Source organism: Lysobacter sp. P5_B9, assembly GCF_054049835.1.
In genome coordinates this window covers 193550-215050 of record NZ_JBFULP010000007.1, presented here as the reverse complement: position 1 = coordinate 215050, position 21501 = coordinate 193550, and the positions used below count along the sequence as shown (strand labels likewise).

The following is a 21501-nucleotide window of genomic DNA, read 5'->3' as shown; positions in this document are numbered from 1 at the left end:
CCGGGTTCGACAAGCAGACCATCGCCGACATCAAGCGCCTGGTCGATGCCAGCAGCCTCCCGCCGGACGAGCAGCTCGGTGCCGAGTGGGAGGCGTTCCTCACCTCGGTGCAGCGTCCGGCCGCACAGCAGCGCATCGGCAAGCTGATGCAGCAGGGCCTGCAGACCAACACGGACCTCGAAAGGAACCTGGACGTGTACACCGGCAAGCTCAACGAACCGTCGAAGTGACCCCTCGCCACAATGCGCCGGAATCGACCGGCGCTGTGGTGTTTCCTCGGACTGTGGCAGGCACCATGGATCGAGGTCCGGCGTCGTGTTGATTTGCTGTTTCGCGTCAGGAGATCACGGACGTGAATGCATGTACCAGGAGCCTGCTTGCGGCAGCGGTGGCGGCGTGGAGTTGCCACGTCCTCGCAGCCGAGGACGGCCCTTTCGACCACCGCATCACCGGCGACTGGGGCGGACTGCGTGAGACCTGGCACGAGAAGGGCGTCGACCTTTCCTTCGGCTACATCAACGAGTGGCTCCACAACTCGACGGGCGGCACACGGAGCACCAGCGCTTACGCCGACCAGATCATGCTCGGCGCGGATCTGGACTTCGACCGGCTATGGGGCTGGCGCGGCGGCTCGTTCCACGTGGTCATTACCAATCGCAACGGCCCCCAACTCGACGCCAAAGCGGGTCTCGGCACGTTGCTGGAAACCCACGAGATCTTCGGACGCGGCCACTACACGCGCCTGACTCGCTTCTATCTGCAGCAGGAGCTGTTCGACGATCGCCTGACGGTCAAGCTCGGCCGCAGCGATGTCGACTTCTTCCCATTGTCATGCGACTTCATCAACATCAGCTTCTGCGGCGTCCTGCCCGGCTACCACAGCGACGGCTGGTACACCTGGCCGATCAGCCAGTACTTCGCCGACGTAACCTTCCGGCCCACCGCCTCGTTCTACGTCAAGGTCGGCGCCAGCGAGGTCAACCCGCGCAACCTCGATGGCGACCAGGGTCTGCGGTTGACCACGCCCGACGACGACAACGACGGCACCCTGACGAACTTCGAGGCTGGGTGGCTCCCGACGTTCGGCAACGCACTCGAGGGTGCCTACCGCATCGGCTACTGGCGCGACAGCACCGGCTACTCCGACCTGCTGCTCAACCAGCAGGGCCAGCCGCTGCCGATCGCCGGCGGTACGCCCATGCTGCAGGACACGTCCACCGGCTACTACGCCATGGCGCAGCAGCGACTCACGCACAACGATGCCGGCGGCGGACTGGTGCTGTTCGCGAACCTCTCCCACTCGGACACCGACGTCAGCCAGACCGACCGCCTCATTTCCGTGGGCCTGTGGTACACGGGCGTGTTCCCTTCGAGGCCCGGGGACCGGCTGGGCTTCGCCATCGGGCAGAACCGGGTAGGCGACCGCATCCGTGAGTTCGAACGCCTGACCAACGAGCAGGCCGGGATCGATGCACCGTCGCGCGGCAGCGAGAAGCCGGTGGAACTCAACTACAGCATCGCGGTGTCACGCGGCTTCTGGCTGATGCCGAGCTTGCAGTACGTGCGCGACCCCGGCGGGCGCAGCGACGCGGAAAGTGCGCTGGTATGGGGCCTGAAGCTGTCCGCCGATTTCTAGCGGTATAGCGCGTGGGCCCTTCCCAGACGTTCTACTTCGGCGCCGATCTGCTGCCCACTACACCTCGGATCATGTCGAAGTGTCAGGCATCCTGGTGCCGACCAGGCGATGGGTATTGGTTCGCAACCCCGATGGAAGCACGCAGTCCGAACCGACCATCGTGTCAATCGCCTTGAGCGAGTTCACGACGCATAGCGTGGCCACCCGTTCGCGGAGGCCACGCCAATCGGTCTGACTCCAGCGCATGGCGCCGCCTGAGCTGCGCACACGAGAACCTGGCTGCACCAGATGCTCAATGACCGCTTTGGGTCGGAAGCGGACGCGGACTCCGCACAGCCGGCACCCGCGGATGTCCGCGGATGTCCGCTATCGGCCAAAAGCAGTCGTTCGCCAACGCCTGACGTCCGTGTCCGCCTATCGCACAGGCCCACTCTCCAGCCAGCGCTTGAACCGGCGCCATAGCGGCGCTCCGGTCCAGAATGCCAGCGTTCCTGTCACCAGGGCCGCCATGGCATTGACGACTCGATACAGGAGCGATCCTTCGAAGCTGACGGAGTACGTCCAGGCCGGCGATTCCGACAATAGTCTTAGCCAGTCGCTGCGAACCCCCAGCCAGCCCGCCGTGTCCACTGGGCGGGATAGCTTTTCGAGCGCATCCGCCAGGATCGCCCGGCTGGATGCCTTTGCTTCTTTGATGAGCAATCGAACTTGGAGCGTCGTATCCACGTTTCGCTCATTGCGTTTCAGCCAGGACCGCAACCTAAGCTTGCCGCTACCATCCAGCTGGATCTCCCTCTTCATGATCGACGCAGGCTTGGCCGCCTTCTCGAGGGTGTAAAGCTTCACTCGGCCATCCTGAGTGGTCGTCACCTCCTCGCCAAAGGACGTCTTGCTCGCCGGCACGGACAATCGCTGATCTTGGTGGTTAGCGAAGTACGCCTCGAGCGCCACCGCCCTATAGATCGCATCCTGGTGTGTTCTGGCAATCAGCGCGAGTTCGTTGAAGCGTTTCTGGCGTTCCTCCATCCCGCTGCTCGGCCTCGCCCAACTCTGCATATGCATCAGGGCCAGCGCATGCATCGAGGTGACCGTGATTAGCCAGTACGCCAGCACCAGCAGACCAAAGCCGATGCGCGATAATCCTTGGGTCCGGTAGATAGGCGTCCTGTACTCCACAACTTGCACCCAGCCCACAAGCGTTAGGATCAGCAGCATCGCCCAGAGGCCGGTGTATATGGCGGTGGCATCATCGTCACTTTCACTGCCACCCATCAGACCAACGATCCAGAACATGAAGAAGACGAACAGCCACATCGACGCTGTCCCGATTACAAACGGCTGATGCACCATCTCGCCTTCATATAGCCTGGGCTTTTTCATTTCACGACGTCCGGCGGGTTATCTGAGCGCCCATATCAAACGTGGCGCCTATGTCGAATCGGTCAGGAAGGCGGTCAATTCTTCAAGGCCGCCGCCGTTAGCCTGGCTGGGTCTGGACATCCAGCAGAAGGCCCATGTCGTTGGGGCTTACCGGCGCGAGCTTCGAGACTGATGTTCACGGGGTGAACGAATTTCACGACGGACGGACGTCCTGAAATGATCAGGGCGTTCGTTACTCCGTGCGACGAGGAGTACGGCGGCGACTGGCGTCACTTCGGGCCGACACACGCGTCGAGAATGTTGTATCAGGCCTGCGGCGAGCTCTACTTGATCCGCCCTTTGATCCATCCCTCATAAGCATCGATGCGGGTCTCGAACCCCCAAGTACACGTTGCAGAACCCATCGAAGTGATGGCGACCTGCGTGGTTTGGTCTCCCTCAACCAGAAGCGCGGGACCGCCCGAGTCGTAATTACATGTGCTCAGGCCGGAAACAAAGAAATAGACACGGCGAGGTTCAACTTCGTTGATGTGCCATTCGGCGTGGCGTTTGATTCCCTCTCCTACAAGCTCGCCAGCGTCCAGTGTGTACCCATAGCCGACGAAATCTAGCGTGGTCTGCTTGGACTTGATCGCTTGCCATCCTGGGTCACCTTGATGCAGTTTCATCAATGGACGGGACGTAGGCTGCTGAAGGTACACCACGCCGACGTCGTCCACGTGGCTCTTAGGGTCGTAGGCGTAGTGATCGCCATTCTTTCCGGTGGGATATTCGAAGTCCGCAATCTTGATCGGCGCACTGTCCGGCGCCGAGACCGTCTCACTCACCAAGAAGCTAAAGGAACGCTTTTGCTCCTCACGACCGTACAAACAATGCGCGGCGGTGAGGAGTGTCCGCTTGCCTACGATCGTCGCCGTGCAATGAATCTTCCCGTCGATCAGAATTGCGCCAACTGACGGATATCCATTTGTGCGCTCTCCACCAGCAATCATTGGTCTGTATTCACCGCGAAATGTAAGGAGAGGCGCCTTTTGCACCTTGACGTCCAGGCGCGCCGAGGAGGACACCTCCTCACGGCAGCATTTACCTTGATTGAAACTCGCGGAATCAGCAGCGACTTGAAGCTTGAAGTTGGCACCAGGCCGCCCATCGATTCCAAAGAAGCCTTGGCCGCGAACAGGGATTTCACTGCCGTCCGGCCCCAGCATCTTCAGTTTGACGGGCACACCGGTCGATTGCACCGACACGTCGACCATATAAGGTGTCTCCGACGCGTCGTCGCCGAAGGAAATTGCAACGTCGGCTACCGAGTGAGCGGAGGCACTCGCCTCTGAGCCGTCAATCCCAACGGGAACGCCATTTGCGCATGAATCGTAGCTGCCGCGCTGCGTGCTCGCCTCGGTCATGATCGCGAACGAAAGACCATCTGAACGCTGCACGATGTCACGCACGTCCGCCTTGGCCATTGCGGCGCCGACTTGACCTGCACCGCAGCGAGGGTCGCTGATGCGACTAAGCTTATCGAAAAGTGTGTCATCCCCTCGGCGAATAACAGGTTCGCGCCCCGATGCCTCCAAACGCAGCGCGTTACGTTCAATCAGGCGCAGCGAGAACTCCTGTGCGACCGCCGTGTCAGCCAAGCCAAATAGCGCTGCAGAAAATACTGACAGTGCCAGCCGCATTGCTACTTCTTCTTCTCGGCTTCGTTCTTCTTGTCGACAGCCTCTTTGACCGCCGCAACTTGCTTCGCGAGCTCCGCGACGATTGCGGCATTGGAACTAACGCCTGAATCCTTATCTGTGGAGACCGAAACGCCGCACTGCGAGTGCATTACGATCTTGCCCTTCTGGGGCAGGTTGACGCTTTGCAAAAATCTGGAATCTGAGATCTTGACCGGCGGCAGGTCTTGCTTACAAGACTCTGTCTTACCAACCACTTTCTTACCATCCACGGTCTTATCTGGCGTCTTGCACTCCACGGTCACAGTCACTGTCGCGGTTCGGCAGGCTGGATAATAGAAGTTGGAGGTAGTGTGTCCAAAAAGACTGTCGTTTGGATCGCCTTTTTTAGGAACCTGCATTGCGTCTTTCTCAACAGCAGCGACATTGATCTCTACAGTTGGTTCTTCGTCTGACTCTACGACTTTGCCCTTTCCGGTGTCGTCCGAGTTCCTGAGCAGCGAGCTGACATTGATGCGCTTCGGAAACTTTTCAACTTTGGATTCAGGCTCTGAGAACGTCACCGCGGTCACCAGAAGACCGCCGATCTGCTTGATCAGATCAATACGCGTATCCACCACTTCGGACCCAACTTCCTTCGGCATGGCTGTGTTTTCGTACTTGCTGATGACGACATTGGTCTTGACGCCAAGGCTCCCTCTCCGATACATCGCGACCTTGTAGTCGGTGTAGTCGACGGGGACCGATGTAACAGTCAATTGCAAGGGCTCCAACGCATTGCCTTTCTCATCACGCTTCGCGTCGATGATGATCACGGAGTCCTGGAACGCAAACGTGTCAAATTCCGTTCCGTCGAGCTGGGACGCGTCATAGATGCGCTGATATGCCACCTTCGGCATCGTCTTGCATGCAGCGGTTGCGAACGCGACAGACACCGCGAGGGCAATCACGCGCAGGATCGGGGAAGCGGACGGACTACCGGATACGAAAATGGCCATGGAAGGCTCCTTGCACGGTGAGCTGATCCTTGCTGTGGAGGGTGCGCGGGGTGCCACCGTCGGCTTACGGATTCCCGGGCGCCTCCGGCCATACCTCCAGAATATCGATCCAGCCGCCGAGCGAGCCCCAGCCGCTCCAGCCATTGCTGGGAGCCGTCTGCCACATGTTGTAGAGGGCGCCATCGCCGCCGCGCACGAAGATCTCCATGCGGCCATCGTCGTTCGAAGAGACCTTGAGTAGGTCGATCCAGCCGCCGAGTGAGTACCAGCCGCTCCAGCCGTTGCTGGGTGCGGTCTGCCACATATGCCAGACGGCACCATCGCCACCGCGCGCGAAGATCTCGAGCCGGCCATCCGCATTTCTGCCGAGGTCCAGCATATCGATCCACCCGCCCATCGAGTACCAGCCGCTCCAGCCGTTGTTGGGAGCGGTCTGCCACATATGCCAGAGGGCGCCATCACCGCCGCGCGCGAAGATCTCAAGACGGCCATCGGCGTTTCGCGCCATGTCCAGCATATCGATCCAGCCGCCGAGCGAGTACCAGCCGCTCCAGCCGTTGTTGGGTGCCGTCTGCCACATATGCCAGACAGCGCCGTCGCCGCCGCGCGCGAAGATTTCGAGCCGGCCGTCGGCGTTTCGGGCCACGTCCAGCATGTCGATCCAGCCGCCCATCGAGTACCAGCCGCTCCAGCCGTTGTTGGGAGCGGTCTGCCACATGTGCCAGAGGGCGCCATCACCGCCGCGCGCGAATATCTCGAGGCGACCATCGGCGTTCTTGACCACGTCCAGCCGGTCGATCCAGCCGCCCATCGAGTACCAGCCGCTCCAGCCGCCGCCGGGGCTCACTTCCCAGTTGTGCCAGACGGCGCCGTCGCCGCCGCGCGCGAAGATCTCGAGGCGCCCGTCCTGGTTCGTCGCGACCTTGATCAAGTCGACCCAGCCGCCGAGCGAGTACCAGCCGCTCCAGCCGTTGTTGGGCGCGGTCTGCCATCTGTGCCACACGGCACCGTCGCCGCCACGGGCGCAGACATGGATGCGGACACCTTGCGCGGACACGTCGATGCCGACGTCGTGCCAAGCCTGCACGACCGCCGCCCTGGCAGAGGCGCCGTAGAGCGTGTCGGCATTGTCGGCGGTGAGGTTGGCGAAATCCTGGAACTGGGACGTGGCGGAAAGCCTCGAATCGAGCAGCGTCCGGTACCAGATGTTCCCCGCCACGTCCCATGCATTGCCACCGATGGCGGTTGCGGCCAGGTAGAAGGCTTTGTTCGGAATCCCCGAGTTGGTGTGCACGCCACCGTTGTCGCTGGTGGTATGAACGTAACGGCTCATGTGATCGGGCTGTGGGTCCTTGCCGATTACTGGGTCGTCGTAGGCCGTGCCGGGTGCCTTCATCGACCGCAAGGCCACGCCTTTGATGCCCGCGGCCCACAGGCCGGCACCGATTAACCAGTCGGCCTGCGCGGCCGTCTGGCCGAGCGACCGCTGCTTGACCAGCGAGCCGAAGACGTCCGAAATCGACTCGTTGAGCGCGCCAGGCTGATCGTGATATTCGAGTCCTGCAGTCGCACCTGTCACGCCATGCGTCAGTTCGTGGCCCATAACGTCGATGGCAATCGTGAAACGGTTGAAGATCGTCCCGTCGCCGTCGCCGAACACCATATGCGTGCCGTCCCAGTACGCGTTGTCGTAGCCGTTCCCGTAATGAACCACCCCGATCAGGTTCTGGCCGTTGTCGTCGATCGAATTGCGTCCGTAGACGTCGGAATAGAGATCGAAGGTGGCGCCGAGGCCGTCGTAGGCTTCGTCGACTGCGACGTCCGCCGTAGCGGCCTGGCCTTCGCTTCGAACCAGCGTGCCGGGCAGGTTGGTCGAATTGGAGGCCGTGTAGATAGAGCGATTCTTGTGCGGGGGGCCGACGCCTTGCCGCCCTGCAGGTCTCGCTCCCGATCGCGCCGCGCGCTGCGCTCGGAACTGCGCGTCATGCGCCAAGGTTTGTATCGCTAGGGCGCGTTGAGCCTGCGTTCCATTCTTGGCGATGGACTCCAGGACATACGGTGGAACGATGCAACAAGTGCACACCCCATTCGTGTTGCTATGTCGATGCCGATGGATCATGTGCTTCTCCTGAGCTGGACGATGGGATGAAGTCACGGAGTCGACGGGCGAGCAATGATCCGGAGACATGACACGAGCCGTTCGAGATTCGCGTCCGTGATCGGGTCGGTCAATTGAACGGTGTGGACGCGTGGGCCGTCCTGCACTGTGATGGTGTAGGTTCGATAGTCGGCAGCCCCTTTTTGCGTAGTGTCGATGCGTGGAGGCTGGTCAAAGAAGCGAGATTCCCGCACTAGGGACTCGAGTTGACGGGTTAGCTGCGGGTCGATCCTTGTCGTGTCAATGGTCGAGGGTCTGCTCAAACCGGGGGTCGGTGCGTGCCCGCCGTCTGTTTGGATCGTGATGTTCATTTCTCGAAGCGCTCCAGGCGATGTCCCACCGGTAGTTGCAACCGGCGGCGGTGCACGGCACGTTATGCAGCCTTCATGGGCACGTTAACGTGAGCTTGCTCGGCAGGCCGCTTCGGCTTCGGCCGGTGCGCGCAATCGGCCATCGGCAACATAAGGTGTCGCCGACGCCAATACGGACCGCGTGGTGGGCAAGGCGCCGCGTTTCGGAGCAATCGCATCTGGCAGGCGTCTTACTCCTTCTGACAATGAGGCGAAAACTGAGCCATCTACATCTCAATGGGCCTTTCCCACTCCCGGGATCAGGCCGCTCGCGATCATTTATTCGACCGTTCTCATTTGGGCGGTGGCGTACCGGCGGTTCCCACATAGCCCGCACCGGCCTGCGAGCCGGCGGCAGTGGCGCCCGAGGGTCGCGGTGGCGTACCGGCGGTTCCCACATAGCCCGCACCGGCCTGCGAGCCGGCGGCAGTGGCGCTCGGGGGCAGCGGTGGCGTACCGGTGATTCCCACCTTGCCCGCGCCGGCCTGCGGGCCGGCCGCAGTGGCGCCCGGGGGCGGGGGTGGCGTACCGGCGGTTCCCACCTTGCCCGCGCCGGCCTGCGAGCCGGCGGCAGTAGCGCCCGAGGGCGGCGGGGGCGTTCCGGCGGTTCCCACATAGCCTGACGAAGCTGACTCACTCATAGCGGCACCTTCTGTCTTTGTATCGGATTGGCTTTCGGGTTCGTAGGGTGTCGCGCCCGCCAATGCGTCTCTGGGGGTTGGCAAAGCACCCCTCTTCGGAGCATCCCGCTTGGGAGTGGGACGAGTGTGATTCTCCTTGACCATCGCTCTCTCCTAAGCCGGGACATCTCGCGAATCCGAGCTCGCGTACAGGGTAACGCCAGGCAATAGCTGTTGTGGCCACTCGATTTAAGTAAGCATCGCTTACACAGGGCATTTCGCTGATCTATCTTCTGCTAGAGACCGCCAATGTCAGTGTGGCTAGACAAATTTCTGAGAGAATTGCTTACCGGTAAGCACGGCTGTTCCGGCCGCGTGACTTTGTGCCTCGCCGGAGATATGACGCGCATGGAATGGGCTTTTCCAGGCGTTAGGTCTACGAGTCGAGGTTATGCAGCGGAAGACACGGCGACGAGTGCAGTTCGGGATCACCGAGATGAGTAGAGAGCTCGTCAGGTTTGAACGCGGGCTCCGTAGCTCGGACTACGTATAGCAAGCTCTAGAGCTCCGTCCGTTAACTACCGAGGTTGACGACGCGCTCGAGATCTCCCAGCAGACCGAGGCTTGAGGTCCCGCCAGAAGCGGTCATGTGTATACACGCTCCTACTATGCAGAGTTCAGCGACCGTGATCGCCCTCCGAGTGCTTGCACTGCGGCGGTCTCCCGAGCGTTGGCAATCCGGGCCCCAGCGACTTTGCGCCACGCCACCGTTCCCCCGGAAAGCACCTCGACCTCGATGACGTCGTACGCCTGAAGTTGCTCGACGTTGTCGACCGCGACCGCGGGCCCGCCGGCCAACGCGACGTTATGGTGGTCTTTAACTCGGGCATGACGCTTCGCTCCCTTGTCGGATGCATGCATCACAGGTAACACGATTGTCGCGAATGCAACAGATTGCAGCCGTACGTTAAGCCGCACTTACCTTCAGCCACGACGGGGGCGTCGGCCGACTGGAGGTAACCGCTTTCTGGACGAGAGGCAAGCGCAATTGGACCAGTCGGCGTTAGGATCGCTGCGCAGTCAGCCCTACTTGACGGGCGAGCAAAGGACAATGCCATGCTGCAGTTGCGGTCACGGATTCGACGAGCTCGCACGCGCTCCTCCTTGACGCAGTCTGAGTTGGCGAAGCGCCTAGGCGTCAAGCGCAGCGCGGTGAGTCAGTGGGAAGCCACCTCCGGAACCACGCCTAGCGTGACGCATCTTGCGGAAATCGCCCGCGAAACAGGCGTTTGTTTCGATTGGCTGGCGACAGGGCGCGGCCCCGAGGTTCCCGAACCGGGAGCCTTCGAGTCAGCGGTGCTCCTCACGGACTACGCGCAGGACGAACTCGAAAGCATCGGCCTAGCAGCATTGCGGCGGATGCCACGGCAAAAGAAGCGTGTCGCCGTTTCCATCATCGAATTGTTGGCGCAGTGAATCGAGGCGGTGGGTGTTGTAGCGATCCCTCGACGCGCCTGGACACCGTCCTTCTCCGAAGAAGGCGGCGACTCGGGCGGAAATAGGGCCGAATCCGATAGCGCCTTTGTCGCCGGCCTCCAGTGCCGGGCGACCATTTGCGACAACATCGCACTGAACATGCTTACTAGTTCGCGCTTGCGCAACTATGGCGACTGTCGCTGGACGGAACCGTTCTCCGAGGAGACCGACGGATTCGGTGATGGCAACAGGGCCGTGTGTGGCACAAACGAATTCGTGAACCGATCCAGAGCCCCCCACTGATGCTTTTGCAGGCCCTCTTTTTGGACGCATGGGAAGGCGCCAATTTGCTGGTCGTTGCCCGACATCGAGAACATCTTGAGAGGCGACCTCAGGTAACTGGACGACCGCTACTGGCCGATAGCGGCCGTTAAGACAGCCCCGTCGGCTCAGGCGGCCGGATACGTCCAGATGTCTGCTATCGGCCAGAAGCGGACATTCAACAAGAGAGCCGAAGCCAAGGAGCAAGGGCGGCAAGAACGTCCAAGCGCGGGCAGGCGTCATTCGACGCAGACCTGTTCGCTGAACCGGGACTTGCGGCCCACGCCCGCGTCGTCCAGCGCGTCGCGATAGAACGCATGGTATCCGGAGAGATGCCGTTCGTTTGTGTCGTAACTGGGAGACCAGCGATCGACCACACGGTGTTCGCTGCCGCGGATTGCTTCGACGACAATCCGCAGGCCGTCTCGTCCGTTGCTCTCCTCTTTAGCGGCCATGTCCCAGTAGCCGGCTGCGTCGAGCGACGCGAGGAGCGCGTCCGCCTGCGCGCGCGTCAGACGGTCCGTGCGATCGACTACGATCGGACCCGGCTGGCCATATCCTTGCAGTTGCACTGCGCGCCGCGCCGCGCCGTTGGCGTCGAATGTATAGCGCACAGCCGCTGAATGACCAAACGCAGTCACACAAAGGATTCGCAACGCAGCGACGCGCGTTCCGCCGGCGTAGGCACGCAATTCGGGTTCGCGCATCGCGTCAAGATGCCCGCGATAAATTGCATGCAGAGGACCGGGCATGACTTCAGGCGGAAAATACCAACCTGATCGTGGCATCGAGATTCCGAGCATCGCCGCTGCCACTATCGCAACGAGCAGGCACGCCACCAGCGCGGCAAAGACAAGCCACGGCGTCATCAACGTTGGCTTGGCGGGAGGCGCCTTGTCGAGATCCATGCTGCTGACGTTATCGCCACGCGCCCGCTTCGCAAAGGGCCTCATCGCGATACTAAAGCGCGCCTATGCACCGAAGCGGCCCCTCCGAATGTCCGCTTTGGGTCGTTAGCGGTCACTCGCCAGTTCACCGCAGCGGCCTTCTGGCCATGTCCGCATGGCGCGTCGTGGCTTGGGGCGCCAGCTCACTGGCTCAATGGCCGGGTCAAGCAGTGGGTCCGGTCCAGCCTTGGTTTGGGCCCCACCAAAAAAGCGTACGCCGCTTGCTCCAGCCGCCACAGGCAACGATTTGGCTGTTGTGCTCAATGACGAAATAGGTCTGATCATCAATGAGCTGGGTGTCTGATCGCGTCAGCTTGCTTCGGCGAATAGTGGCCGATGCTCAGGGCGCGACCGGAGAGTTCAATGAGATCGCCAAGACCGGAGATGTCAGATCGATCGGCTGTACGAAGTTCCATTGCGGGAGGCCTAACACCAGAATTAAGTCGACCCGTGAAGCGGGTTCCGCTTGAATGAATTGTTAGGCGCTGTCTCGTGGAGAACAGGCCCGCTCAAACGCGCGGAACAATGAACTGACGCTCCATACCAAGATAGTGGATTGAACCGTCAGTAACGCAGCAGCCAGAAGATAAAGGCCTAGCGGGTTGTGCCCTGACGCCGGAAAATGTCTGGCACCGTAAGAAGTAAGAACATATAGGACGTTGAAAGCGCTTGCGACGGACATCACCGCGAGGCTGGGATGCTTGGTTTTGCGGAATGCGCCGAGTTGCAAGGTAATCAGGATGATCTGGGTGATGACGCCAACGACAATTAGGTAATTCTCCACGAGGTGCATGTTGTAGGTCATCGATGTGACTCGCTTAAGCGGCCTAACGCCTGAATTATGCGGAGCCGCGAAGCGGCTTCGGCTTGAATGAATTGCTCGGGCAAAACGCCTCTAGCCTATTGATTTTAAAGGAGTGAAAATGATTCCCCTCGCGGCTGGTTCGTCTGTGGTTCGTTTGCGAGTCCCGGCGGCGTTTCCAGGCGCGAACCTGGCGGCCTGGTATGGGAACAATTATCCGGAATTGTTCCCCCTGGCACGGTGGGTCCTGAAGTTGGCGGCGCGTACAAGCGCAACCCGCAAGCGCGACGTACGGATGTCGGACGGGTTGATCGCTCGCGCCGGCAAGGCGCTGACGTGCCTGCTGATGATGACCGCTTTCGGCCACGAGCGGACGCTAGATTTCCTGTGACTGTCGTTACCCGCGCGCCAGCGGACCGTAGAAATACGAAGCAGTCACGCCACCATCAATCAGGAAATCGCTGCCGGTAATGAAGCCGCCTTCCGGCCCCATCATCAACGAGGCCAGCGCCGCGATTTCATCCGGTGTACCAGCGCGCCCGACCGGACTTTTGGCGAGCATGTTGCGATAACCCTCTAACGCACCCTTCAGACCAAGACTGACGGAACCTGGAATGTTCTATTCGCCTGAGGCCACGGCTACGACGCAAGCCTTTCGACCAGGGGGCAGGGCGATTCCTGCTCGATCTGGGCGAGTAATCCGAAGGGTCGATCCCTCGAAGCCGCCATGCTGAAGGGATCGTGATTCCTGTTCACACCCACCCCGGAATCTAGTAGGCTCCGCCGTGGGGGACCATGACTTCCTACATATAGGGGTCGGTGGATCAGCTCCATCAAGGGTTAGGGGTAGCCCTACACAGCGCCGACTGTCGCGCCTTTTGACGCGATGGTCAGAACGTTGAATTCTGACTAACCATTATGGTTGATTTGTGCCCCAATCCACGCCACTATACGATCTCGACCTAGTGCGCGCAGCCGCCGAAAAGGGGCGCGTGTTCTTGACCAGGAACGCCCAGCGGGACTACCAGGAGTTGGGATATGACCTTGATGACGTGCATGACTGCCTGGCCAATTTGCGGGTTTCTGACCACCGCGGCGTAGTTGAACTCGGTGGCATCAAGTATGACGTTTACCACCCGAACTATCGCGGTCCGGGCGGAGTCGTCGACGAGCTTTATGTGAAGCTAAGCGCTAACGAGCGGGCGACCGTTCCTCAGATTGCGATAGCTTCGTTTCATTTACAGCGAAAGGGTTAGCAATGACTGCAACTTGCCCGCTTTGTGAGCGTGGTCAGCTTGAGCCTCGAGTTATAGACGAGACGATTCGTTATGACGGGGCTGAACTTGTTGTGCGAGGGATTGAGATCTCTGTGTGCCACGTTTGTGGCCAAGAAGTGGTTGCTCCGCAGCAGGCGCGCGCTAACGAAGTTAGATTTGCCGATGCAAAGCGTGCCCACGACGGCCTTCTCACCTCGAAAGAAATCTCTGAGTGGCGTGACCGCTGGCACTTTACGCAGCAAACGGCTGCGGCGTTGCTTGGTGGCGGCGTCAACGCTTTTTCGAAGTATGAGCGTGGCGAAGTAATCCAATCGCGTCCGATGGACCTTTTAGTGCGCGCTTCGGATCGGTTTGCGGAACTGCGGGAGTTCCTAGCGGAAAGGGCGGGGGTGACCCTGCCTGATCATCATTGGGTGACGTTGACACAAGACGACGAGCCCGTTGAGCGTTCAATGAGGCTTAAGCTGGAATCGAACGTCATTGACGTGGCGGCTTATCGTGTTCGACGTGCTGAGTGCGGCGTCGTCGCAAACGACGGCACATGGCACGAGGATGCCGGGTTCGCTTATGGCAGTTGATCAGGGCCAATTCGACGCCACCGAGTATTTCGCGCTCAACGACATTGCGCTCTGGACAACTTCGCTCCGAAGGGACGTGGAGTATCAGTCGGGGATTCACGACGGAAAAACAGTCGTACAGACCATGCGCTCTACCACTGCGGAAACCATAACCGCAGTTTTCGAAGGGGCTGAAGAGCCCATGGACATGCTTCGAACCTACGTCAATTTTGGCGTGAGATCGGTCTTTCGAGGCGACGACGATCAGCAAGAGGTTGCGCTCTACACATTAGAAGCGACCTTCGCTGTTGAGTACGCAATTCTGAAGATGCCATCCGAAGATAAGCTTCAGTCTTTCGTCGAGTTCAATTGCACACACAATGCTTGGCCGTTCTGGCGTCAACACGTGTATGACACCTTAAAGCGTGCTTCGTTACCCGTACCGGTGATTCCCTTCTTCAGCGGGAAACCAGGGGGCAGGCCAGGGAAGATAAAGCTGAAGCGGGCATCGGTGCAGGGCAAGAAGGCTCCGTAATTGCGCTCGGCCAGTGAGCGCTCCGGCGGGTTTCGCGTTGCCCTAAAGCGGTCATAGTGACCACATAGCCTTAAACGCCTTCCATGCTTCGCCTTTCGGCTTTCTCCAGTTGAGCTTTGTCGTCGTTTCCCCGGTCCCGTGCAGACGATGCTAGTTCGCTAGAGTCGACGACAACGAAGCACGATGTCGGTGCCGGTAGCTTTGACGGTAACTTCTTTGGGTCCTTAGAAAAAGTAGCGCAAAGCAAGTGATGCACCGCCGTATTCAGTAGTCCCCACCTCCACCAATCAGGAAAAAGCCCGCTTCGGCGGGCTTTTTTTTGCCTGCCGCCGCGCGCCGGACTTGTATGCTTGGGCGATGGGGACAGGATCCATACGGACCTCGGACAGTCATCGCTCCGGCCTGATGCCGCGGGGAGGATATCTGCTGGCACTGATGGTGCTGGTGGGTTCCCTGGTCTTCGTGCTGGTCGCCTGGCACTACGCGCGCGAACGCGAATTGCGTGCTGCAGAAGCCAGCTTCGTAGCCCGGACGACCGAAATGGTCGAACGCCTGAACCAGCGGCTCGTGTATTACGAACTGGTGGCTCGTGGTGGCACGGCCTTGTTCGCATCGATGGCGCGACCGACGCCGCAGCAATGGGCGGACTACGTCGATAGCCTGAATCTGCGTGCGCGGTTTCCTGCAGCGGAAGGCCTTGGGTTCGTGGGCTATGTCAGCAGCAGCAGCCTTGACGACCTGCAGATCGAATGGCGCGAATCCGGCTACGGCCAATTGAATGTGCGCCCACACGGGATGCGTGCGCGCTATGCCCCCGTGCTCTACCTGGAACCACGCACGCCCGACAACGTCGCGGCCATCGGCCTGGATCTGCTGAGCGACCCGGCCAGCGCTGAAGCGCTGCAGGCGGGGCTGGACACGGGAGAGGCGCGCCTGAGCGGTCCGGTGCAGGCATACGCGCGCGACCTCATGCTGTTCGTCCCCGTCTTCAGGGATGGCGATCGTCCGCGCACGCCCGCGTCGCGGGAACTGTCGATGCAGGGTTGGGTGTACCTGCCATTCGATCTCGACCGCTATGTCGATGTTTCGCTGGGCACGGCCTATGCCGACGTTGGCTTGCGTATTTTCGATACCGATGGCGGGGATCGGCTGCTTTTTGCCAGCAAGGGAGGGCAGGCGGAGCCAGCGTTCCACCACCAGGTGGCGATGGCCCGTTACGGTCGCCACTGGCGCCTGGAGTTCGATTCGCCACCAGAAGCCGTGGCCGCGCCCCACATCAGGGGCCTGGAAAGCATGCTTGCATTGGGCATGGTCGCCGCCCTGCTGCTCTATGGCGTGGCCTGGACGCTTGCGCGCACGGAGGATCGCGCTGTCGTGATCGCAACGCGGATGACCGAGGACTATCGCCGCAGCGAGCAGCGCTTCCGCAGCTCCATGCAGCACTCGGCGATTGGCAAGGCGCTGTTGGACAGCGAAGGTCGAATGGTTGAAGTCAATCCTGCGCTATGCCGGATCGTCGGGCGTCACGAGGAATCGCTGCGGGGGCATGCGTTCGAATCGCTGTTCGAGGACGACGAGTCCTCGCTGCGACCGAATGGCGACGGGACGACGGATGCCAATGGAATCCATCGCGTTACCCGGCACCTCCGTCGCGAAGGCGACCTTCCGCGGGAGGCGCAACTCACCTACGCGCCGGTGCCGGGCAATATCGGGCAGGACATCACCGGGCTGGTCGAGGTCGAGGACGTAACCGAACGCGTTCGCGCGCAAGCCCGTGTCCATGCCCTCAACCGCACGCTTGAAGCACGCGTGGCCCTGCGCACGCGCGAGCTGAGCCAGGCGAACCAGGAGCTGGAGGCTTTCGCCTACAGCGTCTCGCACGACCTGCGCGCCCCATTGCGTTCGATCGACGGCTTCAGTCGTGTGCTCATCGAGCGCTACGAAAACCAGCTGGACGAAGGCGGCAGGGACTACCTGCGCCGCGTGCGCAAGGCCGCCACGCGCATGGGGGAGCTCATCGACGCGATCCTGCAGATATCGCGCCTCGGTCGCGCCGAGGTGCGTCGCGAGTCAGTCGACCTCAGTCGCATGGCGGTGGAGGTGATCGACGAGCTGCGCGCCGACGATCCCGGTCGTGAGCTTGCCGTGCGCATCATGCCGGGCATGGCCGCGATCGGCGACGCCACTCTGCTGCGCAACCTGCTTGGCAACCTGCTCGGCAACGCGTGGAAATTCACGCGCGGTCGCGAGCACGCGATGATCGAGTTCGGTGCGATCGAACAACCTGGCGGCGACGTCGAGTTCTACGTACGCGACAACGGCGCCGGCTTCCCGCAGGCGTACGTCAACAAGCTGTTCCGTCCCTTCCAGCGCCTGCACTCCCTGCACGAATTCAGCGGGCACGGCATCGGCCTGGCATCGGTGAAACGCATCATCGAGCGCCATGGCGGCCTCATCCGCGCGGAAGGACGCGAAGGGGAGGGCGCGGTGTTCTACTTCACGTTGCCCGAGACTGTCGAACCCGCTACGGATTCCCGGCAGGGCGCCTGACGCCTGCCGCAGTCCGGCTGTGAAGGCCGCTAGGCGTTCTTGTTGTGGCGACGCATGACCCGCTGCTTCTCGCGTGCCCAGTCGCGTTCCTTGCTGGCTTCGCGCTTGTCGTGCGTCTGCTTGCCCTTGGCCAGCGCTATCTCAGCCTTGACCTTGTTGCCCTTCCAATAGAGGGCGGTGATCACCACGGTGTAGCCGTCGCGCTGGACGCGGCCGACCAGGCGGTCGATCTCGCGACGGTGCAGGAGCAGCTTGCGCGTGCGCCGGTCCTCGGCGACGACGTGGGTGGAGGCTGAAATCAGCGGCGTGATCTGGGATCCATACACGAACATCTCGCCTTCGCGGATCATCGCGTAGGCGTCGACGATATTGGCGCGGCCCGCGCGGATCGCCTTGAGCTCCCAGCCCTGCAGGGCCAGGCCGGCCTCGAAGCGCTCTTCGAGGTGATATTCGTGGCGGGAACGCTTGTTAAGGGCAATGGTCTTCACGGCCGTGGCGTCGCCACCGCCTCCCTTTCCTTTATCCTTGCCGCCCTTGCTGCTGGAATTCTTTGCCATCGCGCCATTGTCCCATGCTGGCGAGCGCGATGTGCAGCGACCGGAACACACAGCCCAATGCCCACCATTCGCCGCTCCGCCCTGGTCGAACACTCCGCCGCGCGCATGTTCGCGCTGGTCAATGACGTGGCGGCCTATCCACGCCGTTTCGACTGGTGCGATTCCGCCGATGTGCTCGAAGCCGACGATGAGCACATGGTCGCGCGGCTGGACCTGGGGCTCGGCGCGCTGCGCACCTGGTTCACCACCCACAACACGCTCAAGGCGCCGCACCACATCGACCTGAAGCTGGTCGACGGCCCCTTTCGCAAATTGAGCGGACGTTGGGAGTTCCATGCGCTCGACGAGTCCGCGTGCAAGGTAACGTTGACCCTCGACTTCGAGCCGGCCGTGAAGCTGCTCGGCCCCGCATTGGCAGTAGGGTTCCAGAGCCTGGCCGATCGCATGGTGGACGACTTCGTCCGCATTGCCGATTCGGCGGAAGCGGATGTGCCGAGCCGGATGTCATGAAAGTGGAACTGGTGCGGGCCTGGCCCCGCCGTTACGAGCGGGTCGAGCTGGAATTGCCGGAAGGGACAACCGTGCGCGAGGCAGTCGACGCGGCCGCGTGGGGCGACGATCCGCAAGCGGTGGCGTACGCCGTCTTCGGCCAGCGGACCGAGGGCTCGGCGATCCTGCGCGAGGGCGACCGTGTCGAACTGCTCAGGCCGCTGCTTGCCGATCCGAAGGACGCACGGCGGCAACGCGAGGAAGAGCGACGCCGCCTGCCGAAAAAATGACCATAAAAAAAGCGGAGCCTGGCTCCGCTTTTTTCCTGCAACCGGCTTGGATCAGCGGCGGCGCTTCTTGTCCTTGTCCTTGGCCAGGTTGCGGCCGAACTGCTTCGGCGCGGCCTTGGCCAGGGCCTCGTCCTGCTCGGGAAAGTAGTCGCCTTCCCAGCGGGCGAGGGTGTCGCCTTCGAAGTAGAGCGTGAAGTTCTTGATTTCTGTGCGGCCCATGCGGCCCACGCGCTGGCTGGCGGTGTAGTCCCAGCGCTCGTGGTGGAAGGGGTCTTCGATCGAAGGCGTACCCAGCAGCACCAGCACCTGCTGCTTGCTCATGCCGGTCTGCAGCTGGTCGACGTTGGTCTTTTCCAGGAGGTTGCCCTGGTAGATCGGCTGCTTGTAGAGGATGCCGCAGCCCGCGGTGGACAGGGCGACAATAAGGACCAGCAGGAGCTTACGCATCGTGTTCTTCGCGACAGGCGGACAGTAGAAACAGGGGCCGATGATACACTGAAGCCATCGCCACGCGGCCCGGCCGCGGACATGTTCACCTGCCGTTCCGGGCTGTTTCCCACGGCGCCCGCGGCACCCGGTTTGTCGATCGCGGCTACCCGGACAGAAGGAAACCCATGGAATCCGAAGACCTTCGCAACGCCGGACTCAAAGTCACCCATCCGCGCCTGCGGATCCTCAGCCTGCTCGAGCAGGCCAAGCCCCGGCACATGACGGCCGAAGACATCTACCGTCACCTGCTGGAGCACGGGGAGGACATTGGCCTCGCGACGGTATATCGCGTGCTGACCCAGTTCGAGGCGGCCGGGCTGGTACTGAAACACAACTTCGAGGCCGGCCAGTCGGTTTACGAGCTGGACCGGGGCCACCACCACGACCATATGGTCGATGTCGATACGGGCAAGATCACCGAGTTCGAAAGCAGCGAGATCGAGGAGCTGCAGCGCAAGATTGCCGCGCAGCACGGATACGAGATCGAAGAGCACTCGCTGGTGCTCTACGTGCGCAAGAAGGCGCCGCGGTAAATCATCCGCCACCGAATCGATGAGCGCGCCGCAGCGCGCGGGGTCATCGAGTCGCCGGGCTCGCGCAGCTACTCCACGTCCGCCAGCAGGCGCTTCGCAGCCGCGCGCGCCTCGCGGGTCATCTCCACGCCGCCCAGCATCCGCGCGAGTTCTTCCTCGCGCTGCTTCGCGTCGAGTGACTGCACCGCGCTCTGGGTAACGCCCTCGCTCGCGGCCTTGCTGACCCGGTAATGGGCATGCCCCTGCGCGGCCACCTGGGGCAGGTGGGTCACGCACAACACCTGCCGCGAAGCGCCCAGCGCGCGCAGTTTCTGGCCGACGATTTCGGCGACCCCGCCGCCGATGCCCGAATCGACTTCATCGAAGACCATCGTGGGCACGGCATCGAGGCCCAGGGCGGCAACTTCTATCGCCAGCGAGATGCGCGAAAGCTCGCCGCCCGAGGCGACCTTGCGCAGCGGACGTGCGGGCTGGCCCGGGTTGGCGGCGACCAGGAATTCGACGCGCTCGCCACCCTGCGGGTCGGGGCGCCCGGTTTCGATCGGCTCCAGCGCGACCTCGAAACGACCGCCGCCCATGCCGAGTTCGGCGATCAGGGCGGTGGTGTCCTTCGACAGCGCCGCCCCGGCTGCGCGGCGCTTCGCGCCCAGGATGCCGGCGGCCTGGCGCCAGGCCGTCGTGGCCCGCTCGATGTCTCCATCGAGCCGCTGCAGGCGTTCGTCGGCACCGCGCAGTCGTTCCAGTTCCGCGGCGATCGAATCGCGTTGCGAAGCGAGTTGCTCGGCGGGCACGCGGTGCTTGCGCGAGAGCTCATGGATCCGGCCGAGGCGGTGTTCCAACTGCGTGAGGGCGTCAGGGTCGAGATCGAGGTCGCTGCGCACCCGGTCGAGCATGACCAGCGCCTCGTCGATCTGGATCGCGGCGGCGTCGAGCATCGCATCGACCTCGACCAGTCGCGGCTCGTGCTCCGCCACGCGCTGCAGTTCACCGCGAACGTGGTGCAGGGCGCGCGACAGCGAGGGGCCTTCGTCACCCCCCAACTGCGCGAAGGCGCCATCGCAGGCGGCGATCAGGCCAGCAGCGTGGGCGAGGCGACGGTGGTCGGCCTGCAGCTTCAAAAGGGAATCGGGCTCGAGGGCCTCGCGGTCGAGTTCGGCGAACTGGTGTTCCAGCCATCCGATCCGATCTGAGACGTCCCCCTGCGCGAGCAGGGCTTCGCGCTCGCGCAGCAGTTCGCTCCAGGCCTCGGCAGCCTTCGCCACCACGATGAGTTCCGCGTCGTTGCGGCCGTAGGCATCGAGCAGGGCCAACTGACTGGAGCGCGCAAGCAGTGCCTGGTGCTCGTGCTGGCCGTGTATCTCGACCAGCAGGCTGGCCAGCTCGGTGACCTGGGTGACGGTGGCGGGGCGGCCATTGATCCATGCGCGCGAACCGCCATCGGCACGGATCACGCGCCGGATCTGGCAAACGGAGTCGTCTTCGCTTTCGTCCAGGGCGTTTTCGCGCAGCCAGGCGAGGGCGGCGGAGGCGTCATCGAGCACGAAGCCCGCCGTCAGCTCGGCTCGCTCGGCGCCGTGGCGGACGACGCCGCTGTCGGCGCGCAGGCCCGAGAGCAGTCCGAGGGCGTCGACCAGCAGCGACTTGCCGGCGCCGGTCTCGCCTGAAATGACGGTGAGTCCGCGGGCGAAATCCAGCTCCGTGCTACGGACGACGGCGAAATCCTTGATGGCGAGGTGGACGAGCATGGGGCGTGATTGTAGCGGCGGCCAGTTTCGGAGAGGGGTAGCGAGGCAAGATGTAACCGGGTTGCGTCTCACAAACCGAAACAACCGGCGCCCCGGAGCTTGCGTAGCCCCC

21 protein-coding genes and 1 pseudogene are annotated in these 21501 nt (G+C 62.1%); 11 read left to right on the top strand and 11 right to left on the bottom strand.

The window, feature by feature from the left end:
• Together ACXJJ9_RS14680 and ACXJJ9_RS14675 are read left to right on the top strand one after the other, a co-directional pair.
• Positions 1-230 (top strand): hypothetical protein (locus ACXJJ9_RS14680; RefSeq protein ID WP_457097862.1); only part of this gene is annotated, 230 nt, incomplete at its 5' end.
• Positions 231-352: 122 nt separating this feature from the next.
• Positions 353-1636: a carbohydrate porin gene (locus tag ACXJJ9_RS14675; protein WP_457097861.1), complete on the top strand. Its 1284-nt coding sequence runs from the start codon at positions 353-355 to the stop codon at positions 1634-1636.
• A gap of 414 nt (positions 1637-2050) precedes the next feature.
• Here ACXJJ9_RS14675 and ACXJJ9_RS14670 read toward each other — a convergent pair whose 3' ends face one another.
• The 5 genes and pseudogenes from ACXJJ9_RS14670 to ACXJJ9_RS14650 all read right to left on the bottom strand — a co-directional run bounded on the left by ACXJJ9_RS14670 (position 2051) and on the right by ACXJJ9_RS14650 (position 8162).
• Complete coding sequence (locus ACXJJ9_RS14670) at positions 2051-3016, bottom strand: hypothetical protein (RefSeq protein WP_457097860.1); 966 nt, start codon at positions 3014-3016, stop codon at positions 2051-2053.
• Positions 3017-3339: 323 nt separating this feature from the next.
• Positions 3340-4698, bottom strand: coding sequence for a trypsin-like serine protease (locus ACXJJ9_RS14665; RefSeq protein WP_457097859.1), 1359 nt, complete (start codon positions 4696-4698; stop codon positions 3340-3342).
• Positions 4699-4700: 2 nt separating this feature from the next.
• Positions 4701-5693 carry a hypothetical protein gene (locus tag ACXJJ9_RS14660; protein WP_457097858.1) on the bottom strand — a complete coding sequence of 331 codons (993 nt, stop codon included), beginning with the start codon at positions 5691-5693 and terminating at the stop codon, positions 4701-4703.
• A gap of 1060 nt (positions 5694-6753) precedes the next feature.
• Positions 6754-7812, bottom strand: a pseudogene (locus ACXJJ9_RS14655) (M4 family metallopeptidase); the annotation flags it as partial.
• Positions 7813-7844: 32 nt separating this feature from the next.
• Positions 7845-8162 carry a protealysin inhibitor emfourin gene (locus ACXJJ9_RS14650; RefSeq protein WP_457097857.1) on the bottom strand — a complete coding sequence of 106 codons (318 nt, stop codon included), beginning with the start codon at positions 8160-8162 and terminating at the stop codon, positions 7845-7847.
• 1775 nt (positions 8163-9937) lie between these two features.
• On the opposite strand from ACXJJ9_RS14650, the gene ACXJJ9_RS14645 reads away from it, so the two are divergent.
• Positions 9938-10297 (top strand): helix-turn-helix domain-containing protein, encoded by a 360-nt coding sequence (locus tag ACXJJ9_RS14645; protein WP_457097856.1) that lies wholly within the window; start codon positions 9938-9940, stop codon positions 10295-10297.
• 560 nt (positions 10298-10857) lie between these two features.
• Here the strand turns inward: ACXJJ9_RS14645 and ACXJJ9_RS14640 are convergent.
• Together ACXJJ9_RS14640 and ACXJJ9_RS14635 are read right to left on the bottom strand one after the other, a co-directional pair.
• Entirely contained in the window at positions 10858-11526 is a 669-nt protein-coding gene (locus tag ACXJJ9_RS14640; protein ID WP_457097855.1) for a hypothetical protein, read from the bottom strand.
• Between the two features lie 517 nt (positions 11527-12043).
• Positions 12044-12370 carry a hypothetical protein gene (locus ACXJJ9_RS14635; RefSeq protein WP_457097854.1) on the bottom strand — a complete coding sequence of 109 codons (327 nt, stop codon included), beginning with the start codon at positions 12368-12370 and terminating at the stop codon, positions 12044-12046.
• Between the two features lie 118 nt (positions 12371-12488).
• Between ACXJJ9_RS14635 and ACXJJ9_RS14630 the strand changes: the two genes are divergently transcribed.
• A complete protein-coding gene (locus ACXJJ9_RS14630) occupies positions 12489-12758 on the top strand; it encodes a hypothetical protein (protein WP_457097853.1) in 270 nt (89 codons plus the stop codon).
• A 6-nt stretch (positions 12759-12764) separates the two neighbouring features.
• Here the strand turns inward: ACXJJ9_RS14630 and ACXJJ9_RS14625 are convergent, their stop codons facing one another.
• Positions 12765-12959, bottom strand: a complete 195-nt coding sequence (locus ACXJJ9_RS14625; RefSeq protein WP_457097874.1) for an SDR family oxidoreductase — start codon at positions 12957-12959, stop codon at positions 12765-12767.
• Positions 12960-13296: 337 nt separating this feature from the next.
• Here ACXJJ9_RS14625 and ACXJJ9_RS14620 point away from each other — a divergent pair, with 337 nt between their 5' ends.
• From ACXJJ9_RS14620 to ACXJJ9_RS14605, 4 genes are all read left to right on the top strand, one after another.
• Positions 13297-13623: a type II toxin-antitoxin system MqsR family toxin gene (locus tag ACXJJ9_RS14620; RefSeq protein WP_457097852.1), complete on the top strand. Its 327-nt coding sequence runs from the start codon at positions 13297-13299 to the stop codon at positions 13621-13623.
• A gap of 2 nt (positions 13624-13625) precedes the next feature.
• The gene (locus ACXJJ9_RS14615; protein ID WP_457097851.1) at positions 13626-14222 is read left to right on the top strand and encodes a type II toxin-antitoxin system MqsA family antitoxin; all 597 of its coding nucleotides are present in this window, start codon (positions 13626-13628) and stop codon (positions 14220-14222) included.
• Positions 14212-14736, top strand: coding sequence for a hypothetical protein (locus tag ACXJJ9_RS14610; RefSeq protein ID WP_457097850.1), 525 nt, complete (start codon positions 14212-14214; stop codon positions 14734-14736). The genes ACXJJ9_RS14615 and ACXJJ9_RS14610 overlap by 11 nt, the downstream gene beginning before the upstream one ends.
• Before the next feature lie 405 nt (positions 14737-15141).
• Complete coding sequence (locus tag ACXJJ9_RS14605; protein WP_457097849.1) at positions 15142-17286, top strand: CHASE domain-containing protein; 2145 nt, start codon at positions 15142-15144, stop codon at positions 17284-17286.
• 29 nt (positions 17287-17315) lie between these two features.
• Here the strand turns inward: ACXJJ9_RS14605 and smpB are convergent, their stop codons facing one another.
• Positions 17316-17843 (bottom strand): SsrA-binding protein SmpB, encoded by a 528-nt coding sequence (smpB, locus tag ACXJJ9_RS14600; protein ID WP_310052776.1) that lies wholly within the window; start codon positions 17841-17843, stop codon positions 17316-17318.
• A 57-nt stretch (positions 17844-17900) separates the two neighbouring features.
• Here smpB and ACXJJ9_RS14595 point away from each other — a divergent pair, with 57 nt between their 5' ends.
• Together ACXJJ9_RS14595 and ACXJJ9_RS14590 are read left to right on the top strand one after the other, a co-directional pair.
• Positions 17901-18353, top strand: coding sequence for a type II toxin-antitoxin system RatA family toxin (locus tag ACXJJ9_RS14595; RefSeq protein ID WP_310052774.1), 453 nt, complete (start codon positions 17901-17903; stop codon positions 18351-18353).
• On the top strand, positions 18350-18622 hold the full coding sequence (locus tag ACXJJ9_RS14590; protein ID WP_457097848.1) for an RnfH family protein: 273 nt from the start codon (positions 18350-18352) through the stop codon (positions 18620-18622). Before ACXJJ9_RS14595 ends, ACXJJ9_RS14590 begins: the two co-directional genes overlap by 4 nt.
• 51 nt (positions 18623-18673) lie before the next feature.
• On the opposite strand, the gene ACXJJ9_RS14585 is transcribed toward ACXJJ9_RS14590, so the two are convergent.
• Positions 18674-19069, bottom strand: a complete 396-nt coding sequence (locus ACXJJ9_RS14585) for an outer membrane protein assembly factor BamE (protein WP_310052771.1) — start codon at positions 19067-19069, stop codon at positions 18674-18676.
• Positions 19070-19236: 167 nt separating this feature from the next.
• Here ACXJJ9_RS14585 and fur point away from each other — a divergent pair, with 167 nt between their 5' ends.
• Positions 19237-19644, top strand: coding sequence for a ferric iron uptake transcriptional regulator (fur, locus tag ACXJJ9_RS14580; protein ID WP_310052769.1), 408 nt, complete (start codon positions 19237-19239; stop codon positions 19642-19644).
• A 68-nt stretch (positions 19645-19712) separates the two neighbouring features.
• Here fur and recN read toward each other — a convergent pair whose 3' ends face one another.
• Complete coding sequence (gene recN, locus ACXJJ9_RS14575) at positions 19713-21389, bottom strand: DNA repair protein RecN (RefSeq protein WP_457097847.1); 1677 nt, start codon at positions 21387-21389, stop codon at positions 19713-19715.
• Positions 21390-21501 lie beyond the last annotated feature (112 nt).

Bases quoted from the DNA above. Each gene is read 5' to 3' on its own strand.
- ACXJJ9_RS14670 (WP_457097860.1), bottom strand. From the start codon at position 3,016: ATGAAAAAGCCCAGGCTATATGAAGGCGAGATGGTGCATCAGCCGTTT.
- ACXJJ9_RS14665 (WP_457097859.1), bottom strand. From the start codon at position 4,698: ATGCGGCTGGCACTGTCAGTATTTTCTGCAGCGCTATTTGGCTTGGCT.
- ACXJJ9_RS14660 (WP_457097858.1), bottom strand. From the start codon at position 5,693: ATGGCCATTTTCGTATCCGGTAGTCCGTCCGCTTCCCCGATCCTGCGC.
- ACXJJ9_RS14650 (WP_457097857.1), bottom strand. From the start codon at position 8,162: ATGAACATCACGATCCAAACAGACGGCGGGCACGCACCGACCCCCGGT.
- ACXJJ9_RS14645 (WP_457097856.1), top strand. From the start codon at position 9,938: ATGCTGCAGTTGCGGTCACGGATTCGACGAGCTCGCACGCGCTCCTCC.
- ACXJJ9_RS14640 (WP_457097855.1), bottom strand. From the start codon at position 11,526: ATGGATCTCGACAAGGCGCCTCCCGCCAAGCCAACGTTGATGACGCCG.
- ACXJJ9_RS14635 (WP_457097854.1), bottom strand. From the start codon at position 12,370: ATGACCTACAACATGCACCTCGTGGAGAATTACCTAATTGTCGTTGGC.
- ACXJJ9_RS14630 (WP_457097853.1), top strand. From the start codon at position 12,489: ATGATTCCCCTCGCGGCTGGTTCGTCTGTGGTTCGTTTGCGAGTCCCG.
- ACXJJ9_RS14615 (WP_457097851.1), top strand. From the start codon at position 13,626: ATGACTGCAACTTGCCCGCTTTGTGAGCGTGGTCAGCTTGAGCCTCGA.
- ACXJJ9_RS14610 (WP_457097850.1), top strand. From the start codon at position 14,212: ATGGCAGTTGATCAGGGCCAATTCGACGCCACCGAGTATTTCGCGCTC.
- ACXJJ9_RS14605 (WP_457097849.1), top strand. From the start codon at position 15,142: ATGCCGCGGGGAGGATATCTGCTGGCACTGATGGTGCTGGTGGGTTCC.
- smpB (WP_310052776.1), bottom strand. From the start codon at position 17,843: ATGGCAAAGAATTCCAGCAGCAAGGGCGGCAAGGATAAAGGAAAGGGA.
- ACXJJ9_RS14595 (WP_310052774.1), top strand. From the start codon at position 17,901: ATGCCCACCATTCGCCGCTCCGCCCTGGTCGAACACTCCGCCGCGCGC.
- ACXJJ9_RS14590 (WP_457097848.1), top strand. From the start codon at position 18,350: ATGAAAGTGGAACTGGTGCGGGCCTGGCCCCGCCGTTACGAGCGGGTC.
- ACXJJ9_RS14585 (WP_310052771.1), bottom strand. From the start codon at position 19,069: ATGCGTAAGCTCCTGCTGGTCCTTATTGTCGCCCTGTCCACCGCGGGC.
- fur (WP_310052769.1), top strand. From the start codon at position 19,237: ATGGAATCCGAAGACCTTCGCAACGCCGGACTCAAAGTCACCCATCCG.
- recN (WP_457097847.1), bottom strand. From the start codon at position 21,389: ATGCTCGTCCACCTCGCCATCAAGGATTTCGCCGTCGTCCGTAGCACG.